This is a genomic window from Microvirga splendida, assembly GCF_016427565.1.
GTDB classification, from domain to species: domain Bacteria; phylum Pseudomonadota; class Alphaproteobacteria; order Rhizobiales; family Beijerinckiaceae; genus Microvirga; species Microvirga splendida.
This window is the reverse complement of sequence record NZ_JAELXT010000001.1, coordinates 65,274-83,177: the sequence shown is the minus strand read 5'-3', so window position 1 is coordinate 83,177 and position 17,904 is coordinate 65,274. Positions and strand designations below refer to the sequence as shown.

Annotated in this window: 16 protein-coding genes; 6 read left to right on the top strand and 10 right to left on the bottom strand. The window is 63.9% G+C overall.

Annotated features, from left to right (window positions below; genetic code table 11):
• Positions 1–16: 16 nt before the first annotated feature.
• The 4 genes from JAO75_RS00400 to JAO75_RS00385 are packed head-to-tail and all read right to left on the bottom strand — an operon-like array spanning position 17 to position 5,759.
• On the bottom strand, positions 17–1,063 hold the full coding sequence (locus tag JAO75_RS00400) for an adenylate/guanylate cyclase domain-containing protein (RefSeq protein ID WP_199045677.1): 1,047 nt from the start codon (positions 1,061–1,063) through the stop codon (positions 17–19).
• Positions 1,060–1,437: a response regulator gene (locus tag JAO75_RS00395; RefSeq protein WP_199045675.1), complete on the bottom strand. Its 378-nt coding sequence runs from the start codon at positions 1,435–1,437 to the stop codon at positions 1,060–1,062. Before JAO75_RS00395 ends, JAO75_RS00400 begins: the two co-directional genes overlap by 4 nt.
• Entirely contained in the window at positions 1,434–4,631 is a 3,198-nt protein-coding gene (locus JAO75_RS00390; RefSeq protein WP_199045673.1) for a response regulator, read from the bottom strand. The genes JAO75_RS00395 and JAO75_RS00390 overlap by 4 nt, the downstream gene beginning before the upstream one ends.
• Before the next feature lie 24 nt (positions 4,632–4,655).
• The gene (locus tag JAO75_RS00385; RefSeq protein WP_199045671.1) at positions 4,656–5,759 is read right to left on the bottom strand and encodes a branched-chain amino acid ABC transporter substrate-binding protein; all 1,104 of its coding nucleotides are present in this window, start codon (positions 5,757–5,759) and stop codon (positions 4,656–4,658) included.
• A gap of 444 nt (positions 5,760–6,203) precedes the next feature.
• Between JAO75_RS00385 and JAO75_RS00380 the strand changes: the two genes are divergently transcribed.
• Positions 6,204–7,685: a mannitol dehydrogenase family protein gene (locus JAO75_RS00380; RefSeq protein WP_199045669.1), complete on the top strand. Its 1,482-nt coding sequence runs from the start codon at positions 6,204–6,206 to the stop codon at positions 7,683–7,685.
• 68 nt (positions 7,686–7,753) lie between these two features.
• Here the strand turns inward: JAO75_RS00380 and JAO75_RS00375 are convergent, their stop codons facing one another.
• A complete protein-coding gene (locus JAO75_RS00375; RefSeq protein WP_199045667.1) occupies positions 7,754–8,911 on the bottom strand; it encodes a S8 family serine peptidase in 1,158 nt (385 codons plus the stop codon).
• 1,300 nt (positions 8,912–10,211) lie between these two features.
• On the opposite strand from JAO75_RS00375, the gene JAO75_RS00370 reads away from it, so the two are divergent.
• The 5 genes from JAO75_RS00370 to JAO75_RS00350 all read left to right on the top strand — a co-directional run bounded on the left by JAO75_RS00370 (position 10,212) and on the right by JAO75_RS00350 (position 13,319).
• Entirely contained in the window at positions 10,212–10,619 is a 408-nt protein-coding gene (locus JAO75_RS00370) for a DUF1236 domain-containing protein (protein ID WP_199045665.1), read from the top strand.
• Positions 10,620–10,787: 168 nt separating this feature from the next.
• Positions 10,788–11,279 (top strand): RNA polymerase sigma factor, encoded by a 492-nt coding sequence (locus JAO75_RS00365; protein ID WP_199045663.1) that lies wholly within the window; start codon positions 10,788–10,790, stop codon positions 11,277–11,279.
• A gap of 30 nt (positions 11,280–11,309) precedes the next feature.
• Complete coding sequence (locus JAO75_RS00360; RefSeq protein WP_199045661.1) at positions 11,310–12,068, top strand: anti-sigma factor; 759 nt, start codon at positions 11,310–11,312, stop codon at positions 12,066–12,068.
• 106 nt (positions 12,069–12,174) lie between these two features.
• Positions 12,175–12,531 (top strand): DUF1236 domain-containing protein, encoded by a 357-nt coding sequence (locus JAO75_RS00355; RefSeq protein WP_199045659.1) that lies wholly within the window; start codon positions 12,175–12,177, stop codon positions 12,529–12,531.
• Between the two features lie 56 nt (positions 12,532–12,587).
• Positions 12,588–13,319, top strand: a complete 732-nt coding sequence (locus JAO75_RS00350; protein ID WP_199045657.1) for a LuxR C-terminal-related transcriptional regulator — start codon at positions 12,588–12,590, stop codon at positions 13,317–13,319.
• A 66-nt stretch (positions 13,320–13,385) separates the two neighbouring features.
• On the opposite strand, the gene JAO75_RS00345 is transcribed toward JAO75_RS00350, so the two are convergent.
• From JAO75_RS00345 to JAO75_RS00325, 5 genes are all read right to left on the bottom strand, one after another.
• Positions 13,386–14,216, bottom strand: coding sequence for an NAD(P)-dependent oxidoreductase (locus JAO75_RS00345; RefSeq protein ID WP_199045655.1), 831 nt, complete (start codon positions 14,214–14,216; stop codon positions 13,386–13,388).
• Between the two features lie 39 nt (positions 14,217–14,255).
• Positions 14,256–14,948 (bottom strand): 4-carboxy-4-hydroxy-2-oxoadipate aldolase/oxaloacetate decarboxylase, encoded by a 693-nt coding sequence (locus JAO75_RS00340; protein ID WP_199045653.1) that lies wholly within the window; start codon positions 14,946–14,948, stop codon positions 14,256–14,258.
• Entirely contained in the window at positions 14,945–15,667 is a 723-nt protein-coding gene (locus JAO75_RS00335) for a PIG-L deacetylase family protein (protein WP_199045651.1), read from the bottom strand. Before JAO75_RS00335 ends, JAO75_RS00340 begins: the two co-directional genes overlap by 4 nt.
• Before the next feature lie 30 nt (positions 15,668–15,697).
• The gene (locus JAO75_RS00330; RefSeq protein WP_199045649.1) at positions 15,698–16,786 is read right to left on the bottom strand and encodes a 4-oxalomesaconate tautomerase; all 1,089 of its coding nucleotides are present in this window, start codon (positions 16,784–16,786) and stop codon (positions 15,698–15,700) included.
• Between the two features lie 93 nt (positions 16,787–16,879).
• Positions 16,880–17,842: a LysR family transcriptional regulator gene (locus tag JAO75_RS00325; RefSeq protein WP_210340123.1), complete on the bottom strand. Its 963-nt coding sequence runs from the start codon at positions 17,840–17,842 to the stop codon at positions 16,880–16,882.
• Positions 17,843–17,904 lie beyond the last annotated feature (62 nt).

Here is a 17,904-nt window from a genome sequence, read left to right as displayed (position 1 = left end):
GCTGCCGTCTGCCAATCTAGTCTGGAGGCGACACCCTGTAGGCCTCCACGTCGCCCTTGCCCTTGATCGGCACGGGCCCAAGGGGAGCGGCGTCGATCCGCGTGCGCACCCGCTCCCAGGCGGCGGCGCTGAGATTGATGCCGCTCTGCCGGCCGTAGCCGGCGAGCCGTGCGGCAACGTTCACCGTGTCGCCCCAGATGTCGAAGCTGAACTTCTGCCGCCCGACGACGCCGGCCACGACCGGGCCCACATGGATGCCGACGCGCACATCCCACGGCAGGGGCAGGCCGCGGGCGGAGTCGATGGTCGCCATGGCGCAGGCGATGCTGGCCATCACCGGATCCGGATTGTGCAGGAGCAGGCCGGCCGTGGCGAGAAACCCGTCGCCGATGGTCTTGATCTTCTCGAGGCCATGCTTTGACGCGATGTCCTCGAAGGTCGAGGCGTAGACGTGCAGGTTCGCGACGATCTCCTCCGGCGCGAGAAGATCGCAATAGGCCGTGAAGCCCACGATGTCGGCGAAGAACACCACCACGTCCTCATGCCGGCGCGGCGTCACGGCCTGGGACTGCTCCAATTCGTCCACGGCCTGCGAGGGCAGGATGGCATGGAGGAGAGCCTCGGCCCGGCGCCGCTGGCGGTCGATCTCGGCCAGATAGCTGAGCTCCTGATCGTGCAGCCTCTTCTTGTCGAGGCAGGCTCCCACGCGCGCGCGCAGCAGCGCCGGGTTGAAGGGCTTGGGCAGGTAGTCCTCGGCCCCGAGCTCGATGCAGCGCACCACGCTCTCGAATTCCGACAGCGCCGAGATCATCAGCACCGGAATGTCCCGCGTGGACGGATCCGTCTTGAGGTGCCGCAGGACCTCGTAGCCGTTGATCTCGGGCATCATGATGTCGAGAAGAACGAGATCGAAGCGCTCCCGGGCGATGCGGTCGAGCGCCTCGCGCCCGTTCTCGGCCGTGGTCAGGTCGGTCCACCCCTCGCGCTGCAGCCTGCGCGTCAGCGTGTAGCGGTTGTCCTCGTTGTCATCCACCACGAGGATGCGCACGCTCGTTTCGGTCATGGAGCGCCCCGCTTCCGCACGAGGGCGTCGATCTTGCCCAGAAGCCGCTCGAAATCGATGGGCTTGGCATCGTAATCGTCGCAGCCGGCGTTCAGCGCCTTCTCCCGGTCTCCCGGCATCGTGTGGGCGGAGAGAGCCAGAATGGGAACGTCCTTCGTTTCCGGCATCTGCTTCAGCTGCCGGGCCGCCGCCCAGCCGTCGAGGGAGGGCAGGCCGAGATCCATCAGGATCAGGTCGGGCTTCTCCCGGCGCGCCATGTCGATGCCTTGATCGCCGTCCGACGCGATGCTGACCGAAAAACCATGCCGCGTCAGACGCTGGGTCAGCATGTAGACGTTATCCTCGTTGTCCTCGACATAGAGAATCCTGGTCATGCCCGCTCCTGGTGCTCCGGCTGACTGAGCCGCAGGCAATCGGCGATCACGTCCCGCAAGGTGGCGATCACCTCGTCCCGTCCGCCCAATTTCTTTTGCAGGATCTTTCGGATGCCGCCGCTCAGGCGGCGCTGGGCCTCCTCGTCCACGTCGGCGGCCGTCAGCACGACCAGGGGAAGATGCCGCGTCTCCTCCTTGCGATGGATCTCATCGACGAACTCGAAACCGTCCATCTCCGGCATCATCAGGTCGAGCAGGACGATGTCGGGCCGGACGAGCGGGAGCCGCTCCAGGGCGACGCGCCCGTTCTCGGCCTCGGCCACTTCCCATCCGTCCTCGCGCAGGATGCGGGCGAGCCATCCCCGGGTGTGCGCGTCGTCCTCCACCACCAGAACCCGCGAGTTCGCCGGGCTGGTGCGGCAGGCGGCGAGGGCCTTCAAAAGGCACTCGCGATTGACCGGCTTCGTCAGATAGGCGGCGGCTCCCAGGGCATAGGCCTGGTTCTCCTCGTCGACGATGGTGACCATGATGACGGGGATGTCCTGCAACTCGGGATCGCGCTTCAGCTGCTGGAGCGCGCTCCATCCGTCGAGGCCGGGCATGAGCACATCCAGGGTGATCACCGTCGGCTTGATCCTGCGGGCGATCTCGATTCCCTCCTGGCCGCTTTCGGCCGTCACCACGTCGAAACCCTCGCGGGTCAGGATCTGGCGCAGGATCTCCCGCGATGTCAGCTCGTCGTCGATGATCAGTGCGCGCTGCTCGCGTCCGAGAGGTTGCGAAGTGACCGCAGGAGTTCCTGCGCCGGGGCGCCTCCTGGGTCGGCCGGCGACCCCGCCCGCCGGCAGGGACACGGCAAAGGTGCTCCCGACGCCGACAACGCTCTCGACCGTGATGTCGCCGCCCATGAGGCGGCAGAGCCGGCGGCTGATGGCAAGGCCGAGCCCCGTGCCGCCGAATTTGCGCGTCGTCGTGTTGTCGGCCTGGCTGAATTCCTGGAACAGCCTGTCCCGCTGTTCGGCCGTCATGCCGATGCCCGTGTCGTGGACGGAGATCGCGATCCTGTCGCCTTCCCGATCCGTGATCCGGGAAGCCTTCAGCGTCACGGTTCCTCCTTGGGTGAACTTGCAGGCATTGCTCAGGAGATTGAGCAGAACCTGTCGCAGGCGCACGGGATCGGTCTGCATCCTGCCGATGTCCGCGGCGATCTCGACCCTGATCGTGTTGTCGTTGCGCTTCGCGAGAGGCTCCGCCGTCATGGCAGCATCCCTGAGCAGGATCTGGAGATCGACCTCTTCCGGATGGAGCTCCAGCTTGCCCGCCTCGATCTTGGCGAGGTCGAGAATTTCATTGATCAGAGCGAGCAGATGGGTGCCCGCATGACGGATCCTGTCCAGCGGCTCGACCAGGGGCCTGTCGCCCGTCTCCTCAGCCTCCTCCTTGAGCATCTCGGTGATGCCGATGATCGCGTTCAGCGGCGTTCTCAGCTCATGGCTCATATTGGTGAGAAACTGGCTCTTCGCCCGCGTCGCCGCCATGGCCTCGTCACGGGCGAGCTCCAGCTGCGCGGCATGGTGCTTGATCTCCGTGATGTCGGTATAGACCGCGACGGTGCCGCCGCCCGCGATCCGGCGTTCGCACACCTGAATCCAGCGGTTGCCCTGGCGCTGCTGGATCTCGGCCGCGACCGGGTTTTGGTGCCGCGCCAGCCGTTCGGCCACCCAGGCATCCACCCGCCCTTTCGCCTCGAGAATGAGGCCGCGCTCCGCCGCACGCCGGATCACGGTCTCGAACGTCGTTCCGGGCTCCATGGGAACATCGGAGCCGGGATAAAGCAGTTCCTCATAGCGGCTGTTGCACAGGATGAGCCGGTCGTCGGCGTCGTAGAGGGCAAAGCCCTCGTTGATGCTCTCGATGGCATCGATCAGCCGCTGCCGGGCGTCGGCCACCTCGCGCAGGTTCTTTTCCTCGACCTCGATGGCCGTGTCCCGGAAGACCGCGAGTGCCTTCGCCATCTGGCCGATCTCATCTCCACCATCCCTGGGCAGAGGAGCGCGCAGGTTGCCGCCTGCAATCGCCAGCATGCTGTTGCTCAAGCCCTGCAGCCGCGCGACGAGATTGCGGTCGACATAGAGCCAGACGATCAGCAGAGAGCTCAGAAGGCTGAGGGAGACCACGGTCAACAGGATGCTTCGGCCGACGCGCTGGGCCGTCAGGGCCTCGCCGCTTGCTGCACGAATGTCCCCGCGGGCGGACCCGACAAGCGCGTCGACCGATTTCGTCAGCTGCGCGGAAAGGCCGGCATTCTCCACGAGAAGCCGCTCTGCATCCTCGACGAGAATGAGCTCCGTCCTCCGTGCGGACAGGATGCTGTCCTGCCCCTCGACCAGTCTGGCAAAATCGGCAATGCGTTGATCGAAACGGGCTCGAAGGCGCGGATCCTCCAGTTCGGACGAGATCTGGCGCAGGGCCGACAGGGAGCGGTTGAGAGGAAAGCTCAACACGGCGATATCGGCGGTCTTTTCGGCAAGGGACGCCTTGAGCAGGCCGTCACCGAGCGAGGCGAATTCGAGCTGTGCCTTCTGCATGAGAAGGCTTTCGGCAACCTCCTGCACGATGACCGAGGGAGGCTGCGGAAAACCCGCGCTCGTCTGCTCGCCACGGCCCATGCGCCGCAGCGCGGCAAACTTCGAGTCCAGAACAACGAGGGCAGGGGCGATCAGGCGTTGCGCCGCCACCGATGCGTTCGAGAGGCGCTGGACGAGGGCGTCCTTCTGGGATGCCACGGCGAGGCGTCCCGCCACAAGACCGGCCAGCGCCGTGAGGTTGCGCCGCAATCCCGCGACGGCAGGCTCCATGGCGGCGACGGCCGCGGGATCGACTTCGCTCCGGATCTGGGCCAGCAGATCCTCAAGGCGCTCGACCTCTGCCGTGATGGCGGCGGAGATCTCTCTGTACTGCGCCTGCGAGCGGGCTGTGAGAAGGGTCGGTGCCGCGGCAACCGTGCGCTCGGCCTGCCGCGACAGGTCGAGGGCTGCAAGAGCGGAGGGAACGCGCTGTTCCGTGATCCGCTCGATCACCTGCGCCATCTGGCGGAAGGCATAGGTGCCCGTGGCGGCCGCCAGCACGGCAAAGGCGCTGATGCCGAGAAAGGCGAGGAGCAGGCGCCAGCGGACGCTCAGATGGAAGGGCATGCCATCAGGGGCAGAACCCCTCCCTCATTCCAGGGGCACATATCGGTCGCTCCGCCAGATGAACCATTCGAAGCCGGGCTGCCGCACGTCGCCTTTGGCGTCGAAGCTGACCCGCCCGAGGATGGTGTCGAACTCGTTCGACCGAAGCGCGCTCGCCACGGCGTGCGGATCGATGGAGCCCGCTTTCGTAACCGCCTGAGCCCAGGCCTGAACGGCGCCGTAGCTGTAGAGCGTGTAGCCCTCGGGCTCGAATCCCTGGCGTCGGAAGCGCTCGACGAGAGAGGCTGCGCGGGGATTCCGGCGCGGGTCGCGAAAGGAGGTGAAGACCGTCCCTTCGCCCGCCTCGCCCGCCACCTGGATATAGGCTTCGCTCGCGATGCTGTCGCCGGACACCAGTTGCAGGTCGTAGCCCTGTTCGCGGGCATTGCGGATCAGGATGCCCGCTTCCCGGTAATACCCGCCGAAATAGGCAATGCGGATTCCGGCGGACTGCAGTTTTGCGATGAGGGGAGAATAGTCGTTCAGGCCCGGCTCCAGCGTATCGTGCAGTGTCTCCGCAACGCCGCGCTCGCGCAGGTGACGCCGGGTTTCCTGGGTGATTCCATCTCCATAGACCGAGCCGTCGCTGATGATGGCGATCTTCGCGTCCCGTCCGCTTTCCGCGAGATAGGCGCCCGCGATCTCGCCCTGCTGGTCGTCCCGCCCGCAAATGCGAAAGACGTTCGCGCGTCCCTCTTCCGTCAGTCGTGGATTGGTCGAGGCCGGAGTCATCTGGATCACGCCGGCTCTTTCATAAACGCCGGCCGCCGGAATGGAGGCGCCCGAGCATTGATGCCCGACCACGAAGGCCACCTGCTCGGCCACGAGCTTGTGAGCCGCCGCAATGGCCTGGCCGCTGTCGCAGGAATCGTCGACGGAGATGAGCCGCAGCGGCTGTCCGAGCACGCCGCCGGCAGCGTTGATGTCCACGATGGCCATCTCGACGCCCTGCTGCTGCTGCTCGCCCTGATAGGCGTTGGGACCCGTGAGGGCCCCGGCCATGCCGATGAGAATTTCAGCGCCGGCCGAGCCAGCCTTCGCCATCGCGAAGATGATCGCCGCTGTGAGACGCAACAGGTTTCTGTTCATGGCGAGCCTCCCGCCATTCAGCTGCATCGACGTCCGTGGAGCGCTCGCGGGCCTTGAGGATCCCTGTCGTTGGATCGGACAGGATTCCTTTCTGCCGGTTGCATGCAACAAAAATGAGTGGCCTGCTGCAAGGCAAAACAAATCTTTCGCCGCAAGCGTCCGCTCGCGCTCCGCGTCGTATCCTAAACGATAGGACAGCCATGGTCGATTCTTGAATGGTGCAGGCGAAAGCTGCGCCTGGGCAATAAGGGAATACACCATAGGGAGGGGCAGGCGTGCACGAACCGTGCGGCATCTTGCAGAAAGCGGCAGCAAGGATCGCGAGGATGCTGCGTGCGTGAGCCTGCGACGAGGCTCGGCAGGGCCGTTGACATTGTTGCAAGTGGCGATGCATGAGGCGATGCCGCGCCTCCGATCATTCTTCGCCTGACCGAGACCCTTGCCATGAGCCGGACCTTGAACCTCGCCCATCTCGCGGATCTGCCGCCCGCTATCGCAAAGCCGGGCTACGAGCGGGCGCAGTTGCAAGCCGGCATCCTCCACATCGGCGTCGGCAATTTCCATCGCGCGCACCAGGCCGTCTATCTGGACGATCTCTTCAATGCCGGACGGGATCGCGACTGGGCTCTGATCGGTGCGGGCATCCGTCCCAACGACAGGGCGATGCGCCAGGCGCTCGCGTCGCAGGACTGGCTCACCACGGTGGTGGAGCTCGAGCCCGGCGCCAACCATGCGCGGGTGACCGGCGCGATGGTCGATTTCGTGCCCGTAGAGGACGACGGCTGCGCCATCGTCGCGGCGCTCGACAATCCGGCCCTGCGCATCCTGTCGCTGACCGTCACCGAGGGAGGATACTGCATCGATCCGGCCACGGGCGCCTTCAATCCCGAGCATCCGGACATCGTCCACGATGCCGCGCACCTGCACGCGCCCAGGAGCGCGTTCGGCGTGATCCTCGCCGCCCTCAAGCGCCGGCGGGACGCGGGGCTTGCGCCCTTCACGGTCATGTCGTGCGACAACCTTCCCCATAACGGTCGCGTCGCCGGCGATGCCGTCGCCGGGCTCGCGGATCTGATCGATCCTGCGCTCGCAGCCTGGGTGCGGGAGCAGGTGGCCTTTCCCAACAGCATGGTCGACCGCATCACGCCGGCAACCTCGAACCGGGAGCGCGCCGCCTTGGCGGAGCGCTTCGGCGTCAAAGACAACTGGCCCGTCTTCTGCGAGCCGTTCCGCCAATGGGTGCTGGAGGATCGTTTTCCCGCCGGCCGCCCGGCGCTGGAGGAGGTAGGCGTCACCTTCACGCCCCATGTGGCGGCCTACGAGCTGATGAAGCTGCGCATCCTCAACGGCGGCCATGCCGCCATCGCCTATCCGGCCGGGCTCCTGGGCATCCATTTCGTGCACGAGGCCATGGAGGATCCGCTGGTGCGCGGATTCCTCGACAAGCTCGAGACGGAGGAGATCATCCCCGGCGTGCCGCCCGTGCCGGGCGTCGATCTCCAGGACTACTACCGGCTGATCGCCCGCCGCTTCGCCAACGCGGATGTAGGCGACACCATCCCGCGCCTCGCCCAGGACGGCTCCAACCGCCAGCCCAAGTTCATCCTGCCCTCGACCCGAGCCCGGCTGAAGGCGGCCGGCGACGTCCCAGGACTGGCCCTCGTGTCGGCCCTGTGGTGCCGCCACTGTGCAGGCCTGGACGACCGAGGCCGGCTGTTGGCCCTCGACGACCCGAATGCTGGCCGCCTGCAGCCAGCCGCCCTGGCTGCACGGGAGGACGCCTCCGCGTTCCTGAACCTGACTGACATCTTCGGCGACCTCTCCGGGAACCCGGTCTTCCGCTCCCGGTTCGAGGCGGCGCTGAGCCGACTCTGGCGCGACGGCACCCGCGCAACCCTGCAGGCCTATCTCAGCGGGACGCTCTGATACATTGGAAGCAGCCGGCTCCCAATGTATCAGGAAGCTCCTGCCACATGTCTGTCAGTCCGTGCGCCTCAAGGAATGCCGGCGCGCGATCTGACCCGGGATTGTGCGACCGGCGTTTCGTCCGCCTGGGGCGGGCACAGGTTCGCCGCCTGCAGAAGCCCCTGGCCAAAGGTTTTGTCGCGCCCCGGCTCGCCCAGATCCATGGTGTTGCTCTCGAGAGCAGCCTGAAGGCCTGCCGGGCTCATGCTTGCGTCCGAGGCGTGCAGGACTGCAGCGGCGGCCGAGATGAACGGCACCGCATAGGACGTGCCGCTCTTCGCCGCGCCGCCCCCGCCCGGCGCGGCAACCCACAGGTCCACTCCGGGGGCCGCGAGATCGATGTAGTCGCCCTGGGTCGCACGGCGATACACATCGCGCTTCTTGTCGACGGCCGTGACCGCGATAACCCCCTGATAGGCACCAGGATAGGAGGGTTCGGCACCGGCGCCATTGTTCCCGGCGGCTGCAACAATGACCATCCCCTTCGCCTGGGCGGCCGCGATGGCTTTCCTGAGCACCTCGTTGGGAGGGCCGGACAGGCTCATGTTCACGACGCGAACATTGCGCTCCGCCAGAGCCTCCAGAGCCATGACAAGTGTCGTCACATCCGTCCGGTCCGCCGTCCCGCCGTCGCGATAGAAGGCATCCACGGCCAGAATTCGCGCTTCGGGCAGGAGGCCGGGAGTGCTGCTTCCGCTCCGCCCGACGAGAAGAGCCGCCACGGCCGTGCCGTGGTCGCGCTGAGAGGGTTTTCCGCGCAATTGGAGTCCTGAGACGATCTCGACCGACTGACCCCGCAGGGCCTCGTGCTCGCGGTCGATCCCCGTATCGATGAGGCCGATCGTCGGAACCGGTCCGCATTGCGTGGCGGCTGGAGGGTTCCAGCCCACGAGGGACACCGCCTCGCAGCCGTTGCCGGAACACCCCTGGCCCTCATCCGTGTAGTAGAAGTGGTCGAAATCCGTGACAGCCCCCGCATCCGCCACCCGTACGGCGCGCTGCGCCTGAGCAAGCGACATGCCGCGAGGCGGGATAAGCCGCACCACGCTCGCGAGGGTGCCCTTGGTCCGCTTCTCGGCCTGGAACCCCCGCGCCCGCAGCCTTGCGAGGCTCTCCGGCGAGAGGTCGACCACTACGATTGAGCGCGACGCCTGCTTGGGTTTGGGAAGGTCTTGATCCGCCGCCACCTTCGCTGCCTGCGCTCGGGGCTGAACGGGCCTGTTCGCGGAAGGTCTGACGGACTTCTCAGAAGCTGCTGCGGCCCTGTTGGAAGCAGGGCCGGCTTTGCCTGTTCGGCCTGCCTTCTGCGATGAAGCCGGCTTGGACTTTGCAGATCGGGCAGGGGTGCTTTTCGAAGCGTTCCTGGGAGGCAGTGCTCTCTCGATAGTCTGGACAGGGGGTGTCACGGTGGGGCGAAGGCTGTTCATGATCGCCCCTAGGATTCCCGGCAGACCTTCTGGAGCCGTGGAGCGGGAGGCGCGGCTGTTCCCGGGGGCATCGCCTTGTGCCGATGAATTGCCTCTGCCTGACGCTCCTCCAGCATTCGAGGAGCCGTTTGCGCCTGAAGATCCGCCTTGACCGGATCCCCCATTTTCGGCACCCCTGCCGTTGCCGTTGCCGTTGCCGTTGCCGTTGCCGTTGCCGTTGCCGTTGCCGTTGCCGTTGCCGTTGCCGTTGCCGGAGTTATTTCCCGAGGAATTTCCTGCGCCACCGGCACTGCCATTTGCGCTGCCGCTGTTGCCCGATCCGCCGTGGCCCCCGGCGTTTCCGCTGTTGCCGCGATCACCGGCGCTGCCACTGCTGCCTTGGTCTCCTGAGTTGCCACTATTCCCTCGGCCACCTGCATTGCCGCTGTTGCCTGAGTTGCCCGGAGACCCGCCGTCTCCTCTTCCGGCCCCGTTCCCACCGCCGTTGCCGCTGTTCCCGTTCCCGCCGTCATTGCCAGGCTTGGCTGCGGCCGGAGCTTCTGTGAGAGCGAATCCCATGCCTTGGCCGATCTCGAACTGGATGTTGGCCGGACAGGCGATGGCAACACAGGATGCCAGTATCAGCAGAGAAGGCTGTCTCAATGTCATGATCCCAGCTCGCCGATGCCGTGGAAGGGCTTATATTCCCGCAATGAACTCTTGAAGGTCCACAGAACATTGGATAACGGCCAAGGAGCCCATTTGTTTCAAAACAATCCGAAGTCGCCGGTTGGTCGAGCAATCCGCATGGATACCGAACAAGCGGAGCCCTCTCTTGAGGATGTGCGGTCCCCTGGAGTTCATGTAAGCGGCGCCAGCTGCAAGTAAGCATGCAGGTGTCTCCTTCGTTGTGCTTGCGCCACCGATGAATTTTAGCGATATGTTTTGTTCATCCTGTATTCATCTCGAAATTCGCCGCCGAAAGCTCGGTTCCGTAAGTCTTCAGCTGGAAACTACTTCGTGAATAGTGCGTTGTCGGTTGCCGGGTGTTAATCCCGATGTTCTATTCAGGAGACAGATCATGTCGAAGAAGATCCTTCTCACCAGCGTCGTTCTCGCGGCTCTCGCCCCTGCCGCTGCCTTTGCTCAGTCCGGCGGTGCCGCCGCGGGTGCAGCCACGGGCGCCGTCGGCGGCGCCATCGTGGGCGGTCCTGTGGGTGCGGCAGTGGGCGGCGTCACGGGCGCCATCGTGGGCGGCATCGCCGACCAGCAGCAGCCGGAATTCCGCCAGTATGTGACCACGCAGAGCGTGCCGTCCTATACCTATAAGGAAGAGGTACGGGTCGGGGCGACCCTGCCCGAGTCCGGCGTGACTCTCTACGAAGTCCCGGCCGAGTATAAGGTGAAGGGCTACCGCTATACGGTCGTGAATAACACCCCCGTTCTTGTCGAGCCGGGTAGCCGCAAGATCGTGCAGGTCATCCGCTAACGATCCCTGTTCTTGCGTTGCGTATGGGGCGGCCAATAGGCCGCCCTTTTCATTTGTTTGCCTAGAATTGCGCCCTGCTCATCAACTCCGCCAAGAGGTCTGCCCTTGAGGTTGGAATAAAACGACTAGCTTCCCCGTTATGGTTCTATCAGGTCACGCGGAGCACGAATGGCAACAGCCATAGGACAGGAACTTGTGGCGCTTCTTCCGAGGCTCCGACGGTTTGCGCTGGTGCTCTGCCGCTCGCAACCCCTTGCGGATGATCTTGTCCAAGGGGCCTGCGAACGCGCACTCGCGAAAGCGGACAGCTGGACGCCGGGCACCCGGTTTGATGCATGGATGTTTCGAATTCTTCGCAACCACTGGATCGATCATCTGAGACGAATGAGAGCCGAAGGCATGATGGAAGACGTGGAGACGCAGACCCACCTGATCGGCGACCCGGGCGAGGAGCCGATCATGAGCAAGATCGCTCTGGCGGAGGTCCAGCGGGCTATCGATAGCCTGCCGCAGGAACAGCGCGAGGTGCTTGCTCTGGTTTGTGGGGAAGATCTCACATACCGGGAGGCTGCGGAGGTTCTGCACGTTCCCGTCGGGACCGTCATGAGCCGTCTGGCTCGAGCCAGAAAGCGGCTGGTCGAAATGACGGCGGCCGCCTGAGTGGGTAAGAGACGAGAGTGGAGTAGCAAGATGTCGGAGCTGCATCTCACCGATGAAGTTCTGATGGCCTTTGCGGACGGAGAGCTGGACGAGCCTGTTGCCGCAGCTGTCGCCGGAGCCATGGCACAGAATCCAACGGTTGCAAGGAAGATCGTCGAGTTTCAGCAGAGCCGCCGCCTGACGCGTTCAGTTTTTGCCAGTAATCTCGCTCCGGACGTGCCGAGCGAGTTGCGCGCAGCCGTTGCAGCGCAGATCGAGGCCTATGAAGCCGTGAGCCGAGCAGGCGAGAGACAGGAGCCGGTGCAGACACAGAGTATACGGAGTGAATGGAGAAGCCGAGCATACCCCATGAAGATGGCCCTGGCTGCCTCCGTGGCGGCCGTTGCGGTTGCTGCCGGCTATTTCATAGGGCAGCAGTCACAGCCGGAAGCGGGTCGTTTAGCCCAGCTGGAAGATCCTCTCGTTCGCCAGGAGCTGGGCCGGCTGGGATCTGGCAGCGAGGTGGAGCTCCCGTTTGGGCGGCTCAGGGTGATTTCGACCTATCGCCTAGCCGATCAATCTCTATGCCGAGAGTTCAGGCTTCACTCCGGTTCGAGCGCAACCGATGCCGTTGCCTGCCGAGCTGATGAATGGGACGTAACCTTCGCAGCGGCAGCTCCAGTGAGTGACGCGGAGTACACGCCAAGCTCGGGCGGTGACCTCGTGGACTCCTATCTCGGCAATCTTGGCGCTGGGCCTCCCTTGGCCGGAGAGGCGGAAGCCGAAGCGCTGGCCCAATCTGCACGCTGAGCCGCCGCTTACCCCGGAAGAGGTATGCTCGTTTTCTCAAGGGCTCGGAATAAACGCTGCGGCCGATCCGTTCTCTCTCTTAGCACGCTAGTGATAGAGGGTAGTCATGCGAGCCGCGTATCATCTGGCTTTAGCCGTGTTCTCCGTGGGCACCGTTGCAATGCCCACCACGGCGCCGAATGCAACCCACCAGGCTGAACGGCCCATGTCGGCGAACCAGCAGTACGCTTTTCTGGTTGCCGCGCATAACATCGTCTCCGACGCCTCGTTCGGAGGGGAAGCCGCGCCGGGGACCAATCTGGCCTCTCATTTCAGCCGAGGCGCGATTGTTGGAGAGACGTTATCTGAAGATGTCGAACTCCACCTGATTCCTCGCCATGAAACGTATCGCTACGCGGTCGTAAACGACCAGCGGGTCATCGTAGACGCGGCTTCGCGCAGAATTGTCTACGTCGTCCGCTAGAGGCCAGATCCTGATTGATGAGCATACCTTTACTCATAAGAATTGCGGGTTGATTCATGTCCATACACAGCTTGATGGAAGACCGGCGAATTCCTCACCTGGAAGAGAGCCGTACAACGGTGTTCTCGATCTGCAGCAACCCGCTATTGCGGATTGGTTTGGAAGCGGTTCTCGCGGGCGGAAGATTCAACGTCTGGCGCGAGGCCATCGACGACATATCGACATTGCCCCAATCCCAAGATTGGGAGCATGCCCTGTTCATCGTCGACGGTGGAGCCAGCAGCGACGCAGCTGTCGGCGTCATCAATCGAATAAAGGAACGCTTCTCCAGTGCAAAGATCGTGATGCTGGCGGAAGTATTCGATGCCAACATGGTATCTGCGGCCTGGAAGGCTGGAGCGCACGGCTTCTGCCTCTCCAACAGTCGAAGTGAGATATTGGTCGGGTCTCTCGAGCTTGTAATGCTCGGCGAGACAGTTCTGCCGTCGGCCCTCGTCCTGTCCATGGCTGAACCGAGCGCAAGGCGTGCTGCCTCTGCATTGGAGAGCTTCCCGGGAGGACGTGAGGACTATGAGATTTCAGGTCGAAAGCTCTCGGCGCGAGAGGCGCAGATCCTGGGATACTTGAGAGAGGGGGCGCCGAACAAGGTCATAGCACGCGAGCTCAACCTGTCTGAGTCGACCGTGAAAGTGCACGTCAAGGCGATCTTGAAAAAGGTGGGCGCCTGCAACCGGACACAGGCAGCGCTTTGGGCGACACGCCATACGTCGATGGATGCAGAGGTCTAAGCACGTCCAGTCGGGGGCGACACAACTGCTGATGCAGAAAAATGGCTTTCGAAGGCTTTGGTGAGCTCAATCGGCTTCGGGGCCTGATTTGGGTTTTGCGAAACTTTCGTGCCTTTCGGCGATAGCGTTGGCCAATGATCCATCCAGACCCATCTCGGCGATCATACGGCTTGCTTCGCGCATCTCCGCAGCACGGCGAGTGCCGTGCTGTTGCACGCGCGACACCATGATCTTCGCGACACTCTCCCAATCCATCCCGGGATAGGACGCGTTCAGGCTTGCCAGCACGGCCGGCATGACGCCGGCCTTCTCGGACGCCAGCGTAAAGTCCACCATGAGAGCTTCCAGGCCTTTGATGACGATGCTGCGGCACAGCTTCGTGGCAGAAGCGGTTCCGATCTCGGGGCTGACGGGTGTGATCTTCATGCCGAGTTCGTTGAGCCGGGCTGAAACCGCCTCAGCGGTCCTGCCACCGCTCAAAATGGGGACTTCGATCCCGACGCCGCCCACCGGCGCCATGACGGCGAACTCGATAAAGCTCGAGCCTCCCTGTCGGACCTGGTCGGCGACCTCCCGCTTCGTTGCGGGTGAGACCGAATTCAGATCGATATAGGTCTGTTGAGGCTGAAGATGCGGCGCAGCCTGCCGGGCGGCGGTGACGGCGGAGTCCGCCGTGACGGCAGAGATGACGGTTTCCGCTGCCTTACAGGCCTCGGCTGTGCTGGCGGCGGCATAAACCTTGTCTTCCAGAGCACGCTGCCGCAGAGCGGGCCCTCGATTAGGATCGTCGAAGACGATGTCATAGACGGTCACCCGCACGCCGGGCTTTGCGGCAAGCTGCCGCGCGAAGAGCTGGCCGACTTCGCCGTAGCCGATGAAGGCGATCTCAAGGGTCATGCGTTCCCACCATCCTGCGACACATGAGGGGCTCGGCCCTTATGCCTCATCCTTGTATTCGACATAGACGAGGCCTGCCTTTTCCAGCGGCTCGCGCATCTTGTACAGGTCGAGACCGAGGATGCCGGAGGCAAGCTGCTCGCGCTTCGAGCCCTCGTTGGCGACTCGCGCATCGCCTGCAACCGCGACCGCTTCCGCCTCCCGGCGCGGCACAACCAGAACGCCGTCGTCATCGGCAACGACCACGTCGCCTGGCTTCACCAGGGCGCCTGCGCAGACGACGGGAACATTGACTGAGCCCAGCGTCGCCTTCACGGTCCCTTTCGCGGAAATCGCGCGCGACCATACGGGAAAGCCCATATCGGCCAGGGTCCTCACGTCGCGCACGCCGGCATCGATCACGAGGCCGACCACACCCCGAGCCTTGAGGGATGTCGCCAATAGATCGCCGAACATACCGTCGGTGTTGTCGGTGGTCACACCGACCACGAGGATGTCGCCGGGCTTGCATTGCTCGACGGCCACATGGATCATCCAGTTGTCGCCGGGCTGCGCCAGCACCGTCACGGCGCTCCCGGCCACTTGGGCGCCCGCCCAGATCGGCCGCATGTAGGGTTTCATGAGCCCGGAGCGTCCCATGGCCTCGTGGGCCGTCGCAACGCCAAGTTCCGCGAGCCGGTCGACGATCCCTTGATCGATGCGCGGCGTGTTGGTGACGACAACGGGCTTCATGCGAGTTCCTCGACGATCTGGGGGAAGATGCGCTGGTAGGCTTCGCCATAGGTCATGGCCCGCCCGGAGTTACGGCCGCCCTGCATGCCCCGGTTCAGGGCCACGCGGGTGTAGTACTCCCACAGGTGCTTCTGCGCCGCCAGGATCTCGAAGGCCTTGCGCTTAATCTCCCACACGTCGTCGATGTTGAGGATGACGTTGGGCTTGTAGTTGCATTGCTCGGGCTGATGCGGCTCGAACAGGAATACCGGCGGGGCGTTGTAGGTCAGGTCCGGGTTCGGCTTGTGTCCGGCCGCCTGCGCGATGATGCGGGCCTCCTGCGCGAAGCGCGTCGCTTCCGGATGGTCGACGTTGTAGGGGTCTTCCAGGGAATGGGTCAGCACGAAGGAGGGCTTGAGCTCCCGGTAGATGTCGACCAGACGGTCCAACATTTCAGGCGTGGTGTGGAGCGGGTAGTCGCCCGCATCGAAGAATTCGATCTCGGCGCCCAGCACCTCGGCGGCGCGCTGGGCCTCCTCGCGGCGCTGCGCCTTCACTTCGGCAAGCGAGACATCGCCCTTCTTCCAAGCCCACTGGCTCTCGCCGCGTTCACCGAACGAGAGGCAGACGATCTTCATGCGATAGCCCTTCTTCGCATGGAGGGCGATGGCGCCGCCTGCACGCCACACGAAATCGCCTGGATGGGCGGTGACTACAAGTCCAGTCTTTCCAGCAGTCATATTGTCCTCAAGAGGAAGTGTTCAAACAATCTACGCGGCATCACGTCCGGCTTCGGCAGAGTGCGCGATAGCCTCATGGGCGAAGGCATGGCCTTCGAAGAGGAGGCGGGCGGTGCGCAGGAGGCCGGCCTTCTCGACGACCGGGTTTCCCTCGGTTCCACCGACCTCGATCACCACGCTGAATTCGCCCGTGGGATGCTCGACCGAGAGCGTCTTCTGCCGACCCGGCGGGATCTGCGCAACCCGCGAGGCAGGAGAGCCCGGCAGCACGCAGGCGGTTGCAACGGTCACGGCGGCGAAGACGCCGATCGAGGTATGGCATTCGTGTGGAATGAAGCTTCGCGTGCAGACATGCCCGCCCGCAACAGGTGGTGCCACCAACGCCATCTTCGGCACAACCTTCGACGAGACGTCACCGAGACCCATGAGCTTGCCGGCCTCGAGGCGGATTTCCTCCAGGCGTACCTTCAGTTCCGTATCCTTCTCGAGTACGTCGCGCGGCTCGTACCCGGTTCGCCCCACAGCGGAGGCTTCGAGCACGACGACCGGCATGCCGTTGTCGATCAGGGTGACGTCGATGCCTGCGACGCGGTCCACCGCGTTGCCGGTGGGCAGAAGCGAGCCGCAGACCGAGCCCGCAGCATCCAGGAACTCGACCGCGATAGGCGACGCCGTGCCCGGCACGCCGTCGATGCGGGCATCGCCGCCATAGATCACGTGGCCATTGCGGGTCTGTACGGTCACCTCCGCGATCGTGCCTGTATTGACCGTATGCACCCTGACCCGGGTGACCGGATCAATGGCCTTCACGAGGCCACGTTCGATGGCGAAGGGTGCAACGCCGGCGAGGATATTGCCGCAATTGGGAGTCACATCCACCTTCGCCTTGTCGATGCCGACCTGTCCGAACAGGAAGTCGATGTCGCAATCGGGGCGCTTGGATTTGGATACGACGGCGATCTTGCTCGTCAGCGGGTGAGCGCCGCCGATGCCATCGATCTGTCGCGGATCGGGCGAACCCATGATGGACAGAAGCAGCGCATCGCGAAGCGCCGGCTCTTCCGGAAGGTCGTCAGCCAGGAAGTAGGCACCTTTGGAGGTGCCCCCCCTAAGAATCATGCATGGGATGCGCGGCTGAATGGTCCTTCTCCCTGATCTGGTGAAAGGTCCCGGGAGGGTGCATCAGGGGTCTCTATGCAGCAAATGTTTTGTTTATGGCTTTTGATGAATTTTTTTCACATTCAGCGCAGAACGTTTGGGCGCGCGTTTGTGAGCAACGTGCTTTTCACCTGTGAAGACCTCCACGATGATCTTGCGGAGCTCGTCGGCCAGCGGGGAGAGGGGCGCTCCCCGACGTGAAACGATCCCGAGCTGCCGGGTGATGCTCGGGTTTCGCAGGGGCACGAGCTTGAGACCGCGCTCATCGACAGAGTCGAAGGCGAGGTTGGGAATGACGGTCAGGGCAACGCCGGACTTGACCAGGGCGACAGCCGTCTGGATGTGCTGGACCTCGAAGCGCCAGGTCAGCCCCTCCCGCCGGCTTCCCAGGGCGTCGTCGATGATCATGCGGTTGCCCGTCTGCGGGCTAATCCGGATCAAAGGTTCCTCCGTCAGGTCGGACCAGCTCACGGCCGGTTGCGTTGCCAAGGGATGGCCTTCCGGGCAAACTAGGGTGAAGGGATCCTTGATCAGCATCTCGATGTCGAAATCCCACCTGTGGGCGGCGACCAGGGTGATGCCAAACGCGATCGTGCCATCCTGAACCAGGTTGCTGATCTCTGTCGCGGAATTGTCGTAGATCCGCAGCACCACGTCCGGGTGACGCTCCTGAAACCGCCGCAGAGCCGAGGGCAGTCGGCCGGATGCGATAGTGGGCAGGCAGCCGATGGACAGCGTCTCCTGTCGGCTGCGCCCCTCATGGCGAAGATCTTCCAGTGAAACCGACAGGCTTTCGATGGTGGCCTTCACCTTCGGCAGCAGATTGAGACCAGCCTGGGTCAGCGACACCTCACGGGTCGTCCTAGACAGGAGCTTCACCCCAAGATCTTCTTCCAGCTTGCGGATCCTGTGGCTCAGCGCCGTCTGCGACAGGTTGAGATGCGCTGCCGCCAGCTGAAAGCTGCCGCGTTCGGCGATGGCTACGAAGGCATGGAGGCCCAGGAAGTCGATGCGCATGGAGGATCCGTGATCTGATGTCTGCCAGCATATATGAAGTATATTCATCAATGGGCAAAAAC